Below are 18224 nucleotides of genomic sequence, written 5' to 3'. Positions count from 1 at the left end.
TTGTATATTAATTATTAACATAAAAGACAATGCCTGGGATTTAGGAAACTTAATTTTAATCAAGTAGCCGCATAATAAATCATAGTCAAGTAATAGAATGACATTATCTACTATACAAATTACCTGCAAATTGCAATGTTCTAACAATTGTGTATCTGAGTTTTGAGATGACGAAACTAGGGTTGTATAATCTATACACATTTGTGACAATTTCTTACCTTCGCTCAAATAACTTTTCAATATCGCTTAATTTCATTTCTATATAGGTTGGTCTTCCGTGATTGCATTGTCCAGAATATGGTGTTTTTTCTATTTGCCTCAACAACTCATTCATCTCCTCTAATTTCATCTTTCTACCTGCTCTAATTGATCCATGACAAGCAATTGTAGCTAGTATTTTATTTATTTTATCCTCTATAGGTAGAGTATCTTCTATTTCTATTAATCTATCCACTATATCAATTAGCATTTCCTTCACATCTATTGCCCCTAAGATTGCAGGTATTTCTTTTACTATGATCGCATTTTCTGATTTAATTTCGATATCAAAGCCCATTTCGAAAAGCTTATCCTTATAAACTTCTATCATTTCCATACCGGCTTGACTTTTGATTTCAACCATTTCAGGCAAAAGAAGTTTTTGTCTTTTTATACTTGATTTCTCCTTTAAGCACTCGTATACTAGTCTTTCATGGGCTGCATGCTGATCTACTATAATTAGTTTGTCTCTTACCTCGGCAATAATATAAGTATTGTAGATTTGACAGTGTGCAAACCCAAGTGGATAGTCCCTTATTAGATCGGTTTGTTTCCTTTCCAAAATTGTAGTTTCTGCTCGTGGAGGAGATTTTTGCATACCAGTATAATCAAACGATTTTGAATGTTCTGATAAGCTTTTTGTCTCTATATTTGGAGAAGTAAATTCTCTCATTAACTGGTTTTCAAAAGGATCCGACCTTCTTCCATAAAATTCATTTTTAAGACTAGACCTACTAAAAGGATCTGATGATAGATGATTCGTTGTTGTTCCATTCTGGGCCAATACAGTTTCTGCAAGATCTATTCTCTTTGATAGCACTTTTATTAGCCCTCTTCTCACTATTTCATATATTAGCCTCTTGTTCTGAAACCTTACCTCTGATTTATTTGGATGCACATTTACATCAACTTGATCATACGGTATCTCTAAGTGCAGAGCTGCAAAAGGATATCTATTGCTTGGAATAAGGTCGTGATACGCATAACGAATTGCACCAATAAGTAGATTATCTTTAATTGGTCTACCATTAACAAATGTATAGATCTGAGTTGAATTGCTACGATTGACAGTAGGTTTACAGATGTATCCTGTAAGTCTAATGCCATCTTCTTCTTCACTAATTTGCAAAGAGTTTTCATGAAATTCTTCTTCTACTTCGCATAGCCTGCTAAATAATGAGGTCTGCTTAGCATACTTAAGAAGCTTCTTATTATCGGAGATAAGAGTAAACTCAATTCCATAATTGATCATTGCTAAGTTGTTTACAATATCAACAATGCTTTGTGTTTCTGCCCTTTCGGTTTTGAGAAATTTTAGTCTATTTGGTGTGGCAAAAAATAAATCTCGTACTTCAATATATGTTCCTATCGATAAAGGATAAGGAACAAGCTCTCCTATTTTTTCTCCCCCCTCATACATTATAGACCATGCTTGATCTGCTTTGCTTGCCTTAGATGATAATTTTATTCTGCTTACTGCTGCAATTGAAGGCAAAGCTTCTCCTCTAAAGCCAAGATGCTTGATCTCTATCAATTCACTGTCACTCAATTTTGAAGTAGCATGGCGCATAAACGCAAGTTCTAAATCATCCTTTTTTACTCCGCTACCATCATCGATTACAGTAATGAGGTTACGCCCACCACTTTCTATCTTAATTTCTATCTCTGAGCTTCTGGCATCTATTGCATTTTCCACTAATTCCTTTACCACACTTGCAGGCCTTTCTATTACCTCTCCTGCTGCTATACGATTTATGGTTTTTGTATCTAAAAGAACTATTGCCATTATAATGTTGGTTTTTCTTTTACTGCTTTAGTTTGCCCCTCTCTCCATTTTTTTAATCTATCTGCAATTTCACTATTAGAAATCGACAATATAGATGCAGCAGTAATAGCTGCATTGCATGCTCCACTCTCTCCTATAGACATTGTTGCAACTGGAACACCTTTTGGCATCTGCACTATAGATAATAGACTATCGAGCCCATTTAATTGCTTGCTATGCACAGGAATACCGATAACAGGTAAATAAGTAAGCGATGCAGTCATACCAGGTAAATGAGCCGCTCCTCCTGCACCAGCTATAATAACCTTAAAGCCTTTTTCTTGAGCAGACTTAGTAAAATTAAAGAGTCTCTCTGGTGTTCTGTGTGCGGATATTATAAATACATCATGTGAAATTTCCAATTCTTTTAATAGGTTAATAGCATGCACCATAGTGCCATAATCCGACTCGCTTCCCATAATTACAGCAACATCCTTTTTAATTTTTTCTGTATTAGACATGATTTTATTTACTAACCAAATAGTATTTAAGAAGCAACAGATATTTAAATTAAATTACGAATATGATATAGCATTCTTATTAAATAGAAACTTTAAAAATTGAAATGAATCCCTATATTAAAATATAGAGGTATAAATTTAGGATATAAGGGTCTATTCATAATCTTTTTAGAAGCAAAGCGTTGGAAGCAAGAAGACGATTTGTAAGCTAGTATTGAATTTTGCTTATCACAATTGTCTACACTTTTCTATAAGAGTATTAGAGACTTACCTTTTGACAATACGGCAAAGATTTCTACAGTTACATCCTTTTATTTGTTTCTTTGCAATTACCTTTTTATATATGTTTCAAAACACTTTCTTTACTTCCGCTATGTTTTTTACTTCATTTATTAAAATAATCTTGCCATTTTGAAAACATTGTTGATTCACTGAAGCCACTTTTTAGGACCTGTAACACTATGTAAAATATATCCTAAATCTTCTTGATTTTGTTTCTTTCTACAGAACTCTACTCAGTTTTTCTCCTACTCATCTTGCTCTGTTTTCATAATTTACATACTCTATCTCCTGCTTTATTCCTTTCTTGAGATCATGTACAGTCTCTAAAACGAGTTTGTAAAATGATTATTTCTGTATTTTAAACTTTGCAATTTCAACTTATTCTCTTTAATAGTAAGTTTTTTACAAAATAATAGTTTGAAATTACTAGTATTTTGATAAAAATTATAGTCAATTTAAAATTTTGAGTATCAGTATATCATTATAGTTATTGACAAATTACATAGTATTAATATATTGGTATATTAAATATTATGATATAATATTTAATAAAGCTAGTTGGTATGTGAGAGTAAAAATTATGGAAACAATATCATTAAACAATCTGGATAGTGAAGCAATAAAAAAAAAATTGCTGAGCATAATAAGTAAAATTATAGGAAAAAATACTTGGACTCAAGCTTGTGCGGCTGAGAAACTTGGTATTGATCAACCAAAGGTGTCACAAATTAAAAGTGGTAAGACAAGTGGTTTTTCTTTAGAGAGACTGTTAGGTTTTTTGAAAAAGCTTGATCATGAAATAACAATTACAATAACAGAAAATCAATCAGTAAAAGCTAAAGAAGAAAAAGTAGAATGTAGAATTGGATCTCAATAGATCCGAAGTTGACATCTTATTTTTTGTGATATAGTATAAAGTTTACCAAGGTAGTATTTTATGATTGAGTCTATTGTAGAAAAGTGTGTAGAACAGTTACACAACCGTTTTAAATTGGTTCTGCTAGCAAGTCAAAGAACGCATGATTTGAGTACAGGGGCAAGCGATCCCGTTGAAATGGTTAAGTTTAAAGATCATAAGGATACGATAGTTTCTTTATATGAAATAGCAGAAAAGAAGGTGAATACTCATGAGTTGTTTAACCTTTTGGTGAAAAGGTGCAAGGAGCACATGAAAGGAAACACAGATGATACTTATATTAATAGTCCAAGTAAGATAGCAAATTTGTTAAATTTTTCTGATCATCAACTTAACACAAGTCTGGATGTAAGTCAAGAAAGCCACGATGATGAAATAGATGATCAAGATAGTGGTGAAGAAGTACCGATTTAGAAATCTGCAGAGGTTATAATAGCTTATAAATGATTAGTATTGCTATCTATGCGCTTTTGTTCTGTATGAGTGTAATGTTATGTTGTATAGTATTTAGGTCAAGTGATGTGTACAATAAGATTTTAGCATTCAATAGTTTATCAACACAAGTAGTTTTACTCATAACAGCAATATCGATTACTCTGAATGATTTTTTTTTAATTGATATAGCATTGCTATATGCTAGCATCAGCTTTATATCAACTATAGCGCTAATGAGATTAATGTTGTTTTGATAATTTATGGTAGCATCCATTCTCATATTTTTAGGTGTTTGTTTAATAGTCATTTCAAGCGTAGGAGTAGTAGTATTTCCTGATTTCTATACTAGACTACATGCTGCAGGTATTGCAGATTCTAGTGGCGCAATGTTGTTGTTGATTGGTTTTGCTTGGCAAAATGAATTTTCAATCAATACTGTTAAAGTTATATTATTGATTTTTATAATGTGGATAGCCAATTCAACTAACAGTTATATTTTAGCGCGTACTTATTATAAAAGTAAAGGCTATTAAAGAAGGTTAAGATGCTAGAAATACTGAATCTAATATTACTTTTGCTGTTACTCACGGTTACGGTTTTTATAGTTCTTTCGAAACATTTGGTTGTAAGTGCTGTTCTAATGTGTGTATTTAGTTCACTTATTGCACTTATGTACTTGATTATGAATGCGCCAGATGTTGCAATTACTGAAGCTTCTGTTGGTGCAGGATTGAGCACAGTCTTTACGTTTGCAGCACTCTCTTGGGTAAAGAATTACAAAGCAAATTTATCTCATAGCCCCACAACACTTTTTTTTATGTTATTTTTGACTGCATGTTTATCATACTTTATGATTCAATTACCAGATTTTGGCAGTCATAATGCTCCAGTTCACTTGCACGTTGCTCCTTATTATGTAGAAAATACTGAAAAAGCTATTGGTATTCCTAATATAGTGACAGCTGTTTTAGCAAGCTTTCGTAGCTATGACACATTTGGAGAAACTATAGTAGTTTTTACTGCTGCACTTTGTATAATGTTAATATTAGAAGAGAAAGAAAGTGATTAAAGATCCGGTATTAAGTGCAGTAACATTTTTGATGATACCTTTTATCATTTTTTTTGGTTTATACATACAGTTTCATGGTGACTATACTCCAGGTGGAGGTTTTCAGGCGGGAATAATTATTGCTTCTGGGATAATATTATATTCTATGTTATTTGATATACCTACAACTTTAAAAGCAATACCTTACTCTATTATCAAATTTACTAACGTACTAGGTATTTTAACCTATGGAGGAGCTGGTATTATAACAGTTTTATTTGGCCAAAATTTTTTATCCTATAGTATATTGTCAGCTGATAGTAGAACAGGTCAAAAATTGGGTATTTTCTTAGTGGAGCTGGGTGTATTGCTTACCGTCTCTTCTTCCATGTTAATCATATATATAAATTTTGCTCGCAAGAAAAAACAATGACTCTATATAATTATGTAGGCATTACTATATTAATGGTGCTAGGTTTCTATATCATTGTAAATGATAAAAACTTAATAAAAAAAATGATGGGATTAAGTGTCTTACAAACATCTGTTTTGTTGTTTTACATATCTTTAGGGTATGTAAAAAGTTCTTTACCTCCTATATTGACTTCAAATTTTCACTTATATACCAATCCTATACCTCACGTCTTAATGCTTACTGCTATAGTGGTTGGAATTGCAACATTTTCAGTTGGATTGTCCATAGTAGTAAGAATGGAGAGATTAGTTGATTAAGAAGAGTGTGAATAAATTGACAGTATCTTAAACTATATGAAGTAGCAAGTAACTATAAATTAAGAATAAAACTATAAGCTTGCTAATTGTAAGTTTATTTGATAAATAAGAAACAAAATTATAAACTGTAAAGGTAATGATGTCAACTATTAATGGTGCGGAAGATAGGAAAAAGATCATCAAAGATCTTGTAACCAAAAGTATAAGAAAGGGCGGTTTTATCACTTTTGATGATATAAATGATAAGTTGTCAGATGAAAGTTTTCCACCTGATTTTATAGATGATACTATAGCTTTATTGCAAGACTCTGGAATTAACATACTCGAAAGTAGTGAAGATGAGGAAGAAGCTCCTTCTAATGATGATGGTAATAAGCTTGATGATGATGAGACATCGTTGAATACTACTACAACTTTAGTGCAAAATGATGATCCAGTAAGGATTTATTTACAAGATATGAGCTCTGTAAAGCTTTTGTCACGAGCAGATGAAATTAAGATAGCAAAAAAAATTGAATCTGAAAAGCATAACATGTTACGTGCAATAATTGAAACATCAGTGGCATTCAACATGATCAAAACATGGCGTGATGATTTAAGTGGGGGAACTTTTTTGCTGAGAGAAATGATAAATCTAGATGCAATTTATAACTCTGATTTCAATATGGTAGCCAAAGAAGAAAGTGAAGCTGAAGATGTTAAAGATTATGTTGATGATGAGGAAAAAGGCAACGATGAAAAGGGAAATGAGAGTGAAGATATAAGTTCAGCGAATTTAAACATTTCTGTTCTTGAAATGGAAAGTGATTTATTGCCAAAGGTTATCACAGCATTGGATGAGATCATTACTTTAACAAATGAAGCATTGGTATTGAAAAAAAATTCTAAAGATTTCTCTAATGAGCTAGAAAATTTATATAATCAAATATGGTCTGTAGCATTACAAATTCAGTTTAGTGATGCTGCTATTGCCAGAATTACACAAAAACTTTACGAAATAAATAGACTAATCACGTTTGAAGAAGCTAATCTTATTACTGAGGCTAGAAAGTACGATATTGATAGAGAAAGTTTCTATAATATTTATTGTGCTGTGCTTTTAGAGCACGAATTGAGCGAAATCAGTCTTTTAAAGAAGAATGAAAATCATTCCCTTTTTACAGGTGAATTAAAAAATAAATTCTTAAGGTTTATAAACGATAACTATGAATATATAGCTAGTGCCTTAAGAAATATTAAGAGTTATGTACAAGGAGATAAAGTACAAGAGTTTAAGGAGCTAATCAAGAGAATACAAAAAAACGAACGAGAAGTCTCTGAAGCAAAGCAAGAGATGATAAAGGCTAATTTAAGGCTAGTGGTTTCAATTGCTAAAAAGTATTCAAAAAGAGGACTTGATCTACTTGACTTGATACAAGAAGGCAATATTGGTCTTATGAAGGCTGTAGATAAGTTTGATTACAAACGTGGATATAAATTTTCGACTTATGGTACTTGGTGGGTAAAACAATCAATAACTAGGGCAATACCTGAACAGTCTAAAGTAGTTAGAATACCAGTTCATATGGTGGAAATTATCAGTAAAATCAATAAAGCATTAAGAAAGATGACTCATGGAATGGGTAGAGAGCCAACATTAGAGGAATTAAGTATAGAATTGGCAATGCCGATAGAAAGAATACGTAAAGTTATGAAAATAGCAAGAGATCCAGTAAGTCTTGAAGCTCCAACAGGAAAGGATGATAGTAGTACCTTCGGTGATTGTATAGAAGATAAGCGAGTTTCTAAACCAGAGGATGCTGCAATACTTGCCGACTTGCGTGGCATTACGACCAATGTTCTTGCAACTTTAACACCAAAAGAAGAAAGAATTCTAAGGATGCGCTTTGGCCTTGGTAAAGATGGAAAGGAGCATACCTTAGAAGAAGTAGGAAAAATTTTTAATGTTACACGTGAAAGAATTAGGCAAATAGAGGCAAAAGCACTACGTAAGTTGAAGCATCCAAGCCGTGCTAAAAAACTTAGAGGTTTCTTTTAAGGCAGAAGGGCTGCTCAAAAAATAGGTAAAATTCAGCCAAAGTTCTATAATTTTACCCTATTTTTCTTTTTTTATAGGCTTCATAGAGCAGTATGATTAGATATTGAATGTTATGTCAAATGAAAAGAATAACTCTAATTCAAAGTGTAAAAATTTTTGTGTTCTGGGTGATAGTTTATCTGATAATGGTGTAATTATTGAAATTTTAATAACTTATCCTTTGTAAGAAACGTGAAACTTAATCACTGCCATTAAGTTAAGGGAAAGAGAAGTTAAGATTGGACAAAAAATTTGAAGTGATTGATAATTATGGTAAATACTAGGGTGAATTTTTAAGAAAAGGGAGTCTGAAAAGTGCAAGTTATTTAAAAAAGTAATAATTGCAGGTTATTTTGCAAAGAATGTACTAATACAATGATACTGAAAAGATATCTTGAATTTAAAACACATGTTTTCTAGCTCTTTTCTGGTAGTTGAGTGAACGAATATCAGATATCTTATGACGATTAACTCTTCTCCCTTTTCTCACCACTAAAGTGTTCATCAAAAATAACTGTGATAGTCGATACATAATGCAGTCTATGTCTGACTCTGTAGAAAAAATATCAAAGGATAAGTTTTTAATCGCATTAAATGAGACAGATTTATTGATGCTTTTTTTTTAGTTTACTATTCTGTGAGCTCAATGTCTCTTCATCATCTTCTATCATGATACTTTCTAGATTACTGATGAAGATAGTTGACCAAAAATCCTGCTTGATAGTTTCAATACTTTTTCCTGTGAAATTCTCTAAATTTAATCTTCCCTTCAGCCTAGAAAAAAATGTTTCTACTCCCCAGCGCAAGTAATATAATCTCTCAAACTCTTCAACTGTAAAACGTTTCTCATCTAACAGAGATGTTACTAATACTTCAACTTCTCCAGAAGAAAGTATTATTTTGACTAACCTGAATTTCATCTCATCAGGTAATCCTAGCTTTTATAGTGCACCCATTTGTCTAGACCATTTTTTTAAAGTGATCCGATTTTTAAAATGAATATGTTGATAAATACGTCGACACACATTTAAAGTATTTATCAATATATTCATTTACTGTTTATGATAATAAAGATCAGCAGGAACTTTATAATTTAGAGTCTGATGTAGCCTTCTATAGTTATACCAACCAACAAAGTCATTTATTATAAGATTCAAATCTCTGATACTATTTGGTCTATAATAATATATAGCTTCTTGCTTTAAAGTTCTCCATAAGCGCTCAACAAATATATTGTCGAAGCAACGTCCTTTATGGTCCATACTGATTTTAATATTAGCATGCTCTAATTCCGTAATAAAGTTGTAGCAAGTAAACTGTACCCCTTGATCACTATTAAAAATCTCATGTTTACCTTGTTTTAGAGCTTCTTTGAGAGTATAAAGGCAAAATCCAGCATCGAGATATGGTGATAATGAATGAGCAATAATATAGCGACTATACAAGTCCATTATTGCCACAAAATAGACAAACTTACCTTCTACCATAATATATGTTATATCAGTAGCCCATACCTGATTAACTCTACAAATAATCAAATCTTTGAGTAGATAAGGATATATTTTATGCTTTTTTTTCTTTAATACTTGTATTACATCTTTTTCTACAATACAGCCCACTAATCTTCATTTTTTTCATAATTCTTAAGATTTTTTTGCGATTGACTACTACCCCACTCGCTATGATTTCAGCAGTAATTTTACGATATCCATAACGGCAATCAGAAGCCAAATATACTTCTTGAATCAAATTTGCTACTTCACTTTCGTTATTAATTATAGGCCTATAATATAGGCTAGATCTGCAAATCCCCAATAAATCAGCATGTTTCCTAATTGACAGATCAGAATCTTTTTCTATAAACCTTACTCTATCTTTTTTGCTTATTTCAGTAATTTTTTTTTCAAATAGCTATTTTCCACTGTCAATTCTCCTATTATAGCTCTTTTCATAATGGTCCAAACGGTTTAAAATAAGAGTTTATAGTAGTGAAGGTAAGTATGCCAGCAGCATATAGTTATGATTTAAGAAAAAAAGCAATGGAGGTACTAGACGAAGGGGAAAGCAGAGAAACGGTAGCAGAAAGATTTAAAATTGGAAGAACTACATTATGGGAGTGGCAGAAAAGAAAAAAAGAAACAGGAGATTTTCAGTCGAAAAAACTTGGAAATGGAGGTTATAATCATAAAATTACCGACTGGAATAAATTTACTGAATTTGCCAAAAAAACATGGTGGAAAAACTCTATCGGAAATGGCTAAGCTTTGGAGTAATGTTAGTATCCCAACGATTCATCTAGCTCTTAAAAAAATTGGACTCACACGCAAAAAAAGACATATGGATACAAAGAAAGGAATGAAGAAAAACGTGCTGAATTTTTGAAAATTATAGCAACGAAAGAACCTCAAAACTTAGTATATATAGATGAATCTGGTATTGATAATACCGAAGACTATCCCTATGGATATTCTCAGAAAGGACAGCGATTTTATGCCCTAAAATCTGGAAAGAAAACTCAACGAATTAGCATGATTGCAGCTCTAAATAGTAGAAAAATAGTTGTTCCGTTAACATTTGAGGGCCATTGTAATATGGATATCTTTAATAAATGGTTTGAGCAGTTTTTGACACCGATTTTGGAACCTGGACAAACTGTTATCCTTGATAATGCTACTTTTCATAAGTCTAATAAGATTACTGAACTTGCTAAAGAAGTTGGTGCTGAAATTTTGTATCTTCCTACGTATTCCCAGATTTCAATAAAATTGAGCATCATTGGTTTGCTATAAAAAATAGAGCTAGGAAAAACATCCCTCTATTCACATCTTTTCGTCATGCTGTTGATTCTGCTTTTCTATGAACTTTCCGGACTATTATGAAAAGAGCTATACTATAGTATTTTCTAAAATGAATGGATAAATTTCCATTATGGTATTACCAACCAAAAGTTGTAAGTCTGTACATTTATACATTAGAGGTCTGAGGCGGCTTTTGATGGTATGCCAACAGTGTTCTATGGGATTCAAATCTGGTGAATATGTTGGAAGATACAGCACATGAAAGCCAAAAGACTCTATTAATGATTTTGTTTTAGTGGTCTTATGAAATGTAGCATTATCCATAACTATGGTTGTGCCAAGTGGCAATTTAGGTAATAACATCTTCTCCAACAATATATTGAATACCTCTTTTTCACACCCACCTTTGAAAGTCATTGGTGCAATAAATCTCATTCCAATCCACCCGGCTACTATACTGATTCTCTCTCGAGTTCTCCCTGGAATATCTGCATAAATTTTCTTTCCTCTTGGAGCACGTCCATATTCTCGGTATAACTTATTATCAACTCCTGCTTCATCTATATATAAGATGCTGGAATGTTCTATTTTTGAGATTTTATCAATAAATTGCTGCCTATCTTCTTGATTGCGCTCTTGATATAGTGTGACTTTTTTTTAAAGTAATTTTTAGCTGTTTTAGTCTATACCAAATTGAATTTATTCCAAATCCAAGATTTTGTTTCATCTCTGCCAGAGTATGATCTGGATTCTTTGTAACATATTCTTCGAGTATTTTTGGGTCTATTTTTCGAATAAAGCTACCGTTTTTAGATGGCTTTAAGCTTTCACCAGCAGCTTTCTTTTTAACCAGCGGTACAGAGTTGCTATTCCTATCTCCATGAGCTCTGCTATCTCAACCTTTGTCTTCCCTTTTTCTATCATCAATACTGCCTTTTCCCTTAAATCCACACTATATGCCATTATAACTCAAATACTTTGTTATACCTTTATCATTTGCTTTGGGAAATACTATAGCTGTCACCTCTACTTAGCACAGATTTTATTGCAATATTATTTAGCACACCGTAGCAAACTTCAAAGGTTGCACTTGTATAGTCTTCAAATCTCTGGATTCGATTTCATACTGCTCTTGAGCCAAACTCGCCTATTATTTTGTCGCTCTTTGGCAGAATCAGTATTGAAGCATCAAATGCAAGTACTCTGAAGCCATGGTGGGTTTTAAATTCCTGATCTTGTTAGTATAGGAAACTATATCATCATTTAACTCTGAAAACGCAGTATGCTTTAGCTTCTTTCTTGCTTGAGTAAATGCACTTGCCGTAATTGTGTAATCTTTTCTTGTATGCAGAACAAACTCATTAAGCATTACTTGTAATGACTTTACACTCTTTCTAAAAATCAGGAGAAATACACTAATGAAGGGCAGATTTCTTTTTCGTGAGAAGTCTTTTGAGGATGCTCTGTGTGCGTTTATAAAGTTTAAACTCATCAATTTATTTTTTATAAACATGATTATTCTTTTTTTTACTCATGTCATTACTTCTTTTAATTTGTGGATCTTACCTGATTTTACAATACAGTCCATCACTTTCCCTTAACTTAATGGCAGTGGTACAATCATGGGTATAGTAGATAGTTTTTTAATTAAATCCGCTAGAAATAGCAATATAAACCCCAGTTATGGATTAACCAAGGCAATAAAACTTAGAAATAGAAGGCTTTTTTGACTGCATGGAATATGAAATTAATGTAGAAAAATATGTACCAGAAAATTTATTGGCGATCTGTGCCGAAGCTCAAATTTATTTTTTAAACAACCAAAGACTGTCTCAATAATCGACCTTTTTCTCAATAAAATCTTCTCTTTTAGTGAGACTAGTGCGTTTTTCATGCCTTTTTTCACTTTAGTGACAAGCTTTAAACCTCTATCGAAGAGTTCCTCAAAGAGCTCCTTCTTGATATAGCCTTTATCTCCGAACAAAAGTCCTGTCAGTCTTTTAGTTATAGTTGGCACAGGTTTTCTGTCATCAACGTTACCTTTGGTTAGAGTAAGTGATTGAATTTCTCCAATTTCGTTAATCACCAAGTGCAATTTAAAGCCAAAAAACCAACCATACGTGCTCTTACCAATTTCTGCTAAACCATCAAAAACTTTGTTCCTAGAGATTCTTTTTTTGTGGCAAACGGCAATCGTAGAAGTGTCAATGTAGGAAGATTTTCGCTTGTTCGCAGAACCATTGAAGAAGTAATGCTAAATACCGTAAAACTCTCGGCTTTAAGGCAATAAATCTGTGATATGAAGGCATCTTTGAAAATTCTGATCTATAGAGTAACTTAAGGTAACAAAGATAAAAAGCCTTGAAGTTTTTACATGGCGATTGGTGGTATAACAGGATTATGGTTAGTATTTCTGAGTGCGCTATTTCTGGTACTCTGGTTGGTTTTTTGCCATTTGATAAGAACTTATTTGCAAAATTTTCATCTACTACACGACAAAAATCCTCGACGCAGCAGTAAAGTTCTGTAATATCTTTCTTCATGGGTAACCTCTTAAATTATTGCTAAAATACTTGAGTTTACCCTATTTCCCTCTTTATTAATTCTACTTTTATCTGTTTTCTAATCCATAACTGGGGTTAAAAAACCTCCTAGAATTTTTGAGCATGATGATATTTTACTTTTAAAAGAGCCCATTTATGATAAGGTATATGACGCTAAGGTTAGTAACTCATTAGAAGAGTTGAGCGTATCGGAAGAATCCATTTATGCTGAAGTATATGATTTGCATAAAAGATCTACTGAAAATTTATCATTGAAAGATAGTGGTTATTCTAGTATATCAGGAGAACCTATTTATGAAGATGTAGATGATTTCTCAGAGCAAAAAAAGCCCACTAGCTTAAATCATAAAGAGCAACCAGAGCCTATTTATGCTAAAGTAGATTTATCGAAAAAGAGATCAGAAAGACAAGCAAAACATATAAAAGATAATTCTGGGACTTATCATGGATTAGTGAAGGATAAAGTGAATAATTTGCAAGTAAAACTAAATGAGCAAAGTGCTAATAAGCCAGCGAGTCAGCAAATCAAGACCAAGGCTGGCTTTAACGTAAAAGAAATAAGGCAAAATTTTGAGCGTAGACATTCTGGATACGATTCTGGCTATGATTCAGATACAAAAGTTGAACAAAATTAGATTTAGGATCTAAAGCTCCTAAATCTGAGATAGGTTCAGTAAGCATTGAACATGGGGTAATAGGAGGCTGTCGATATAAAATCACTGATATATCACTCTAACTGTGTGATTCAAAATAATTGAATTGACTTTATATGTATAATCGATATAACTCAGTTAGATTCAAGTCGACTCTTTCGTCTAGTGGTTAGGACACCACCCTTTCACGGTGGTAACACGGGTTCAAATCCCGTAAGAGTCACTCAAACAGAATGCAAATAACTAAAGTTTTGAATGAAAAAAATTAGGCTTTATGTTGAAGAAGCTTTATCACAAAATGTAAGTTTGGCGCTTCATCCACGACAAAGTCACTATATTTACAATGTAATGCGGCTTAAGAAGCATGATAACATCTATCTTTTTAATGGGAAGGATGGAGAATGGTTAGGAGAAGTAGTGAATATATCAAGTAAATCGACAAAAATTATAATAAAAGAACGCACTAAACAACAACAACATGAAAAAAATCTATATTTGTATTGTGCTCTGGTAAAAAGCGGCGCCTTAAGCAACATAGTAAGACAAGCAACTGAAATGGGAGTAACCTGCATTCAATTTATTTCAACAGAACGTACAGTAGTAAAAAACATTAACCTAAGTAGAGCGAAATTACAGGCAATTGAAGCTGCGGAACAATCCGGTAGGACAAGTATACCACAGATTTTTCTTCCTATTAATTTTTGTGAATTATCCGATTCCCAGAATAAAAATTTTGTTTTGTGTGATGAAACAGGTGAAGGACAACCTCCTAATAAAGTTCTAAAAGGCAAGAAAAACGTTGCTATTATTGTTGGCCCCGAAGGTGGTTTTTCATCTTACGAACTTGATTCTGCCAATAAATTTTGTCAGAAACTGAGTCTAGGAAAAAGAATTTTGAGAGTTGATACTGCTGTAGTTGCTGCATTAACCTTCACCAATTGGTATAGCTAGATTTTTAATATGGCTCGTGCAACTTGACACTCTATATAAAGAAATCTGCATTATATTTTTCCTAAAAGAAATAAATGAAACTTGCATTTTTCCGAACTATCGATACTCTTAGTAAAGAAGTCGGGGCGTAGCGCAGCCTGGTAGCGCATTTGGTTTGGGACCAAAGGGTCGGGAGTTCAAATCTCTCCGCCCCGAAGTGGCTTTGTTGGATGGCTCAAGTAAAAAAACTCGAAGTTACTGACAGAAATCATTATAAAACAGGTATTTAACCACCAATATGCCAGTCAAAATGAAGGTCAGTAACTGCTACGAATATAACAAATTTCTTCAAAAAAGAGGAAATGTTTTTCATTTTGTTAATCAAGCCATAGAAAATTGGTATGAAAATAGTCCAAAAGTTGCAGGTGGCAATAACATTTATAGTGATAAAGTTGTAATTTTGATACATATAGTAGTCCATTTTTTTAGGATTGGCTTAAGACAAGCAGTTGGTTTAGTAAAAGGTTGTATAGAGCAAATGGGAAAAGACCTCAAAGTCATTAGCTATACTCAAGCTTCTAGAAGATTCAAAAAGCTTAACTTGAAAATTGATGATTGTAGAATTGATAAAAATGGTATGGAAAACATTGAAATAGCTATAGATAGCACCAGTATTTGTATCTATAACAACACCCATCAACGTAATAAAGAAAATGCAAAAGTAAGAAAATATAATGGATATGATCAAGTAAGAAAGTTACATATTATTTTAAGTATAAATAATAAAAAAGTTATAGATATGAAGTGCACTAATGGTACTACACTTGATTATCATGCGATATGTTAAAGGGAACAGTAGATAAATATAATATTTCATCTGTTCGCGCAGATGCAGCTTATGATAAAGCTAGTATGTATAAAGTGCGTAAAGGACATAATATAAAACCAATCATTCGACCAATAAAAGGTGCGAAAATCTATGAGAAAATTGATTATCAATTAGAAAGAAATAGCAACATTAATGTGATTAAATTATGTGAAAACTATGAGAACGGTATAAAGAAATGGACACAAGAAACAAAATATGGACTAAGATCCTTTGTTGAATGTTTTTTCTATAGGTTGAAAAAACGTTTGGGTTTAGTCTCAAGAATAAATCTGAAATAAATCGTGAAAAAGAACTACTAATTAAGTGCTATTTGCTTAATAAATTCACTGATATAGGTATGGCTAAGTTCGAATTAGCTGCATGAATTTACTGTACCTACCTGCCTTATCAGGAGCTATGCAACAAAGCCATTGCGGCTCCCGATTGGCTTTGTTGCATCACACTTTATGAAATGGTGATTTATGGTAAATTCATGTAACTATAGTATTTCCCAAAGCAAATGATAAAGGTATAATAAAGTATTTGAGTTATAATGGCATATAGTGTGGATTTAAGGGAAAAGGCAGTATTGATGATAGAAAAAGGGAAGACAAAGGTTGAGATAGCAGAGCTCATGGAGATAGGAATAGCAACTCTGTACCGCTGGTTAAAAAAGAAAGCTGATGGTGAAAGCTTAAAGCCATCTAAAAACGGTAGCTTTATTCGAAAAATAGACCCAAAAATACTCGAAGAGTATGTTACAAAGAATCCAGATCATACTCTGGCAGAGATGAAACAAAATCTTGGATTTGGAATAAATTCAATTTGGTATAGACTAAAACAGCTAAAAATTACTTTAAAAAAAAGTCACACTATATCAAGAGCGCAATCAAGAAGATAGGCAGCAATTTATTGATAAAATCTCAAAAATAGAACATTCCAGCATCTTATATATAGATGAAGCAGGAGTTGATAATAAGTTATACCGAGAATATGGACGTGCTCCAAGAGGAAAGAAAATTTATGCAGATATTCCAGGGAGAACTCGAGAGAGAATCAGTATAGTAGCCGGGTGGATTGGAATGAGATTTATTGCACCAATGACTTTCAAAGGTGGGTGTGAAAAAGAGGTATTCAATATATTGTTGGAGAAGATGTTATTACCTAAATTGCCACTTGGCACAACCATAGTTATGGATAATGCTACATTTCATAAGACCACTAAAACAAAATCATTAATAGAGTCTTTTGGCTTTCATGTGCTGTATCTTCCAACATATTCACCAGATTTGAATCCCATAGAACACTGTTGGCATACCATCAAAAGCCGCCTCAGACCTCTAATGTATAAATGTACAGACTTGCAACTTTTGGTTGGTAATACCATAATGGAAATTTATCCATTCATTTTAGAAAATACTATAGAGTAAGTGAAATAGCGAGGTATAAATGGCATTAAGGTCAAAACTATTAGACGAAAGAGTTGTAAATTTAGCGAAAGAAATGTTAAAAAAGGTAAGAAATAACGCATATGTTTCAAAAAAGTTACAAGCGGTGATAGCAGGAAAAGAAAGTAGTATAAGCGCTGTGGCAAGAATATGTAAAATTTCAAGGACTGCTTTGACTGAATGGATAAAGCATCTAAAATTTGGTAGAGTAGAAAAATTATTTGCCCCGTTTCAGCGGAGAAGAAAAAGCAAATTAAACAAAAATCAACGTGAGCAAATTGAAATATGGGTAGAAAGAAATCCAAATATTACTATTAAGGAAGTACAAATAAAAATCTCAGAGGAATTTGCCCTAAACATCAGCAAATCAACAGTGCACCGTGAGATACAAAGGATGAAATTTTCTTACATAACACCGAGGCCAATGCACCATAAACAAGATAAAAACAAGCAAGAAGAGTTTAAAAGATACTTCAATAAAATAGTCAATTTCCACCCTAAAAGGGAGGTGTATTTTGTGATGAAACACGATTTGGGACTCATTCAAAAATCGGACACGGATGGTTTAAAAGGGGTCAGAACGCAGGTTAAAATGAAAATTGGTAGACAAAATTTCTATATCTAAAGTGCGGTAAATCCAAGAAGTGGTAAGAAAATTAGCCTACTTGCTCCATATGTAAACACTGATTGTATGAATATATTTCTGGAGCAGATGTCGAAAGATTTAGGCACGAAAGAAGCCTTTCTTGTAATGGATTGTGCAAGTTGGCATAGATCAAAAAGTTTGAAAATTCAGGAAAACATTACCATCATATACTTGCCTCCTTATTCACCGGAACTGAATCCTGTTGAAAGGTTGTGGCAATATATCAAATACAATACTTTACGCAATAGTATAGCTCTTTTCATAATGGTCCAAACGGTTTAAA

The 18224-nt window shown here is 32.6% G+C and carries 17 protein-coding genes, 2 tRNA genes and 7 pseudogenes; 17 read left to right on the top strand and 9 right to left on the bottom strand.

Annotation, left to right across the window (positions count from 1 at the left end; genetic code table 11):
• Positions 1-214: 214 nt before the first annotated feature.
• The gene (gene mutL, locus M3L71_RS01770; RefSeq protein ID WP_280143814.1) at positions 215-2044 is read right to left on the bottom strand and encodes a DNA mismatch repair endonuclease MutL; all 1830 of its coding nucleotides are present in this window, start codon (positions 2042-2044) and stop codon (positions 215-217) included.
• Entirely contained in the window at positions 2044-2544 is a 501-nt protein-coding gene (gene purE, locus M3L71_RS01765) for a 5-(carboxyamino)imidazole ribonucleotide mutase (RefSeq protein WP_280143813.1), read from the bottom strand. Before purE ends, mutL begins: the two co-directional genes overlap by 1 nt.
• An 862-nt stretch (positions 2545-3406) precedes the next feature.
• Here purE and M3L71_RS01760 point away from each other — a divergent pair.
• From M3L71_RS01760 to rpoD, 8 genes are all read left to right on the top strand, one after another.
• Entirely contained in the window at positions 3407-3703 is a 297-nt protein-coding gene (locus tag M3L71_RS01760) for a helix-turn-helix domain-containing protein (RefSeq protein WP_064085421.1), read from the top strand.
• A gap of 60 nt (positions 3704-3763) precedes the next feature.
• Positions 3764-4156, top strand: coding sequence for a DNA-directed RNA polymerase subunit omega (gene rpoZ / locus M3L71_RS01755; protein WP_280143812.1), 393 nt, complete (start codon positions 3764-3766; stop codon positions 4154-4156).
• Between the two features lie 29 nt (positions 4157-4185).
• Positions 4186-4431: a monovalent cation/H+ antiporter complex subunit F gene (locus M3L71_RS01750; RefSeq protein WP_010404268.1), complete on the top strand. Its 246-nt coding sequence runs from the start codon at positions 4186-4188 to the stop codon at positions 4429-4431.
• 6 nt (positions 4432-4437) lie between these two features.
• On the top strand, positions 4438-4710 hold the full coding sequence (locus tag M3L71_RS01745) for a monovalent cation/H(+) antiporter subunit G (RefSeq protein WP_280143811.1): 273 nt from the start codon (positions 4438-4440) through the stop codon (positions 4708-4710).
• Positions 4711-4721: 11 nt separating this feature from the next.
• Positions 4722-5246: a DUF4040 domain-containing protein gene (locus tag M3L71_RS01740; protein ID WP_280143810.1), complete on the top strand. Its 525-nt coding sequence runs from the start codon at positions 4722-4724 to the stop codon at positions 5244-5246.
• Positions 5239-5658: a Na(+)/H(+) antiporter subunit B gene (locus M3L71_RS01735; RefSeq protein ID WP_007302439.1), complete on the top strand. Its 420-nt coding sequence runs from the start codon at positions 5239-5241 to the stop codon at positions 5656-5658. Before M3L71_RS01740 ends, M3L71_RS01735 begins: the two co-directional genes overlap by 8 nt.
• Positions 5655-5957, top strand: coding sequence for a cation:proton antiporter subunit C (locus M3L71_RS01730; protein WP_280143809.1), 303 nt, complete (start codon positions 5655-5657; stop codon positions 5955-5957). The genes M3L71_RS01735 and M3L71_RS01730 overlap by 4 nt, the downstream gene beginning before the upstream one ends.
• Before the next feature lie 139 nt (positions 5958-6096).
• Positions 6097-7995 carry an RNA polymerase sigma factor RpoD gene (gene rpoD, locus M3L71_RS01725; RefSeq protein WP_280144091.1) on the top strand — a complete coding sequence of 633 codons (1899 nt, stop codon included), beginning with the start codon at positions 6097-6099 and terminating at the stop codon, positions 7993-7995.
• A gap of 439 nt (positions 7996-8434) precedes the next feature.
• Here the strand turns inward: rpoD and M3L71_RS01720 are convergent.
• Together M3L71_RS01720 and M3L71_RS01715 are read right to left on the bottom strand one after the other, a co-directional pair.
• Positions 8435-8975, bottom strand: a pseudogene (locus tag M3L71_RS01720) (transposase); the annotation flags it as partial.
• A gap of 111 nt (positions 8976-9086) precedes the next feature.
• Positions 9087-9974 (bottom strand): annotated as a pseudogene (locus M3L71_RS01715) (IS3 family transposase); the annotation flags it as partial.
• Between the two features lie 60 nt (positions 9975-10034).
• Here M3L71_RS01715 and M3L71_RS01710 point away from each other — a divergent pair.
• A pseudogene (locus tag M3L71_RS01710) lies at positions 10035-10894 on the top strand (IS630 family transposase).
• Between the two features lie 25 nt (positions 10895-10919).
• On the opposite strand, the gene M3L71_RS01705 reads toward M3L71_RS01710, so the two are convergent.
• The 5 genes and pseudogenes from M3L71_RS01705 to M3L71_RS01685 form a co-directional block, all read right to left on the bottom strand.
• On the bottom strand, positions 10920-11420 hold the full coding sequence (locus tag M3L71_RS01705) for an IS630 family transposase (RefSeq protein ID WP_280144077.1): 501 nt from the start codon (positions 11418-11420) through the stop codon (positions 10920-10922).
• 28 nt (positions 11421-11448) lie between these two features.
• On the bottom strand, positions 11449-11607 hold the full coding sequence (locus M3L71_RS01700; protein ID WP_280144090.1) for an IS630 transposase-related protein: 159 nt from the start codon (positions 11605-11607) through the stop codon (positions 11449-11451).
• A gap of 44 nt (positions 11608-11651) precedes the next feature.
• Positions 11652-11795 carry an IS630 transposase-related protein gene (locus tag M3L71_RS01695; protein ID WP_280143808.1) on the bottom strand — a complete coding sequence of 48 codons (144 nt, stop codon included), beginning with the start codon at positions 11793-11795 and terminating at the stop codon, positions 11652-11654.
• Between the two features lie 44 nt (positions 11796-11839).
• A pseudogene (locus M3L71_RS01690) lies at positions 11840-12345 on the bottom strand (transposase); the annotation flags it as partial.
• Between the two features lie 175 nt (positions 12346-12520).
• Positions 12521-13375: pseudogene (locus M3L71_RS01685) on the bottom strand (IS982 family transposase).
• Positions 13376-13575: 200 nt separating this feature from the next.
• On the opposite strand from M3L71_RS01685, the gene M3L71_RS01680 reads away from it, so the two are divergent.
• From M3L71_RS01680 to M3L71_RS01640, 8 genes and pseudogenes are all read left to right on the top strand, one after another.
• Positions 13576-14031, top strand: a complete 456-nt coding sequence (locus tag M3L71_RS01680; RefSeq protein WP_280143807.1) for a hypothetical protein — start codon at positions 13576-13578, stop codon at positions 14029-14031.
• A 169-nt stretch (positions 14032-14200) separates the two neighbouring features.
• Positions 14201-14272 (top strand) — tRNA-Glu (locus tag M3L71_RS01675).
• Between the two features lie 32 nt (positions 14273-14304).
• Positions 14305-15000: a 16S rRNA (uracil(1498)-N(3))-methyltransferase gene (locus tag M3L71_RS01670; RefSeq protein ID WP_015588133.1), complete on the top strand. Its 696-nt coding sequence runs from the start codon at positions 14305-14307 to the stop codon at positions 14998-15000.
• Between the two features lie 121 nt (positions 15001-15121).
• Positions 15122-15195, top strand: a tRNA-Pro gene (locus M3L71_RS01665).
• A gap of 82 nt (positions 15196-15277) precedes the next feature.
• Positions 15278-16232 (top strand): annotated as a pseudogene (locus M3L71_RS08540) (IS5 family transposase).
• Between the two features lie 168 nt (positions 16233-16400).
• Complete coding sequence (locus M3L71_RS01650) at positions 16401-16748, top strand: IS630 transposase-related protein (RefSeq protein ID WP_280143264.1); 348 nt, start codon at positions 16401-16403, stop codon at positions 16746-16748.
• A 10-nt stretch (positions 16749-16758) separates the two neighbouring features.
• Positions 16759-17277, top strand: a complete 519-nt coding sequence (locus M3L71_RS01645) for an IS630 family transposase (RefSeq protein WP_349292721.1) — start codon at positions 16759-16761, stop codon at positions 17275-17277.
• A 19-nt stretch (positions 17278-17296) separates the two neighbouring features.
• Positions 17297-18193: pseudogene (locus M3L71_RS01640) on the top strand (IS630 family transposase); the annotation flags it as partial.
• Between the last annotated feature and the right edge of the window lie 31 nt (positions 18194-18224).

This window comes from Wolbachia endosymbiont of Frankliniella intonsa, assembly GCF_029856955.1.
Lineage (GTDB): Bacteria > Pseudomonadota > Alphaproteobacteria > Rickettsiales > Anaplasmataceae > Wolbachia.
This window is presented reverse-complemented; position numbering and strand designations above follow the sequence as displayed.

Excerpts from the sequence above, each read along its gene's own strand:
- M3L71_RS01760 (WP_064085421.1), top strand. The coding sequence starts at position 3,407 with ATGGAAACAATATCATTAAACAATCTGGATAGTGAAGCAATAAAAAAA.
- purE (WP_280143813.1), bottom strand. The coding sequence starts at position 2,544 with ATGTCTAATACAGAAAAAATTAAAAAGGATGTTGCTGTAATTATGGGA.
- M3L71_RS01740 (WP_280143810.1), top strand. The coding sequence starts at position 4,722 with ATGCTAGAAATACTGAATCTAATATTACTTTTGCTGTTACTCACGGTT.
- M3L71_RS01745 (WP_280143811.1), top strand. The coding sequence starts at position 4,438 with ATGGTAGCATCCATTCTCATATTTTTAGGTGTTTGTTTAATAGTCATT.
- M3L71_RS01670 (WP_015588133.1), top strand. The coding sequence starts at position 14,305 with ATGAAAAAAATTAGGCTTTATGTTGAAGAAGCTTTATCACAAAATGTA.
- M3L71_RS01730 (WP_280143809.1), top strand. The coding sequence starts at position 5,655 with ATGACTCTATATAATTATGTAGGCATTACTATATTAATGGTGCTAGGT.
- rpoD (WP_280144091.1), top strand. The coding sequence starts at position 6,097 with ATGTCAACTATTAATGGTGCGGAAGATAGGAAAAAGATCATCAAAGAT.
- M3L71_RS01750 (WP_010404268.1), top strand. The coding sequence starts at position 4,186 with ATGATTAGTATTGCTATCTATGCGCTTTTGTTCTGTATGAGTGTAATG.
- M3L71_RS01695 (WP_280143808.1), bottom strand. The coding sequence starts at position 11,795 with ATGGCATATAGTGTGGATTTAAGGGAAAAGGCAGTATTGATGATAGAA.
- rpoZ (WP_280143812.1), top strand. The coding sequence starts at position 3,764 with ATGATTGAGTCTATTGTAGAAAAGTGTGTAGAACAGTTACACAACCGT.
- M3L71_RS01650 (WP_280143264.1), top strand. The coding sequence starts at position 16,401 with ATGGCATATAGTGTGGATTTAAGGGAAAAGGCAGTATTGATGATAGAA.
- mutL (WP_280143814.1), bottom strand. The coding sequence starts at position 2,044 with ATGGCAATAGTTCTTTTAGATACAAAAACCATAAATCGTATAGCAGCA.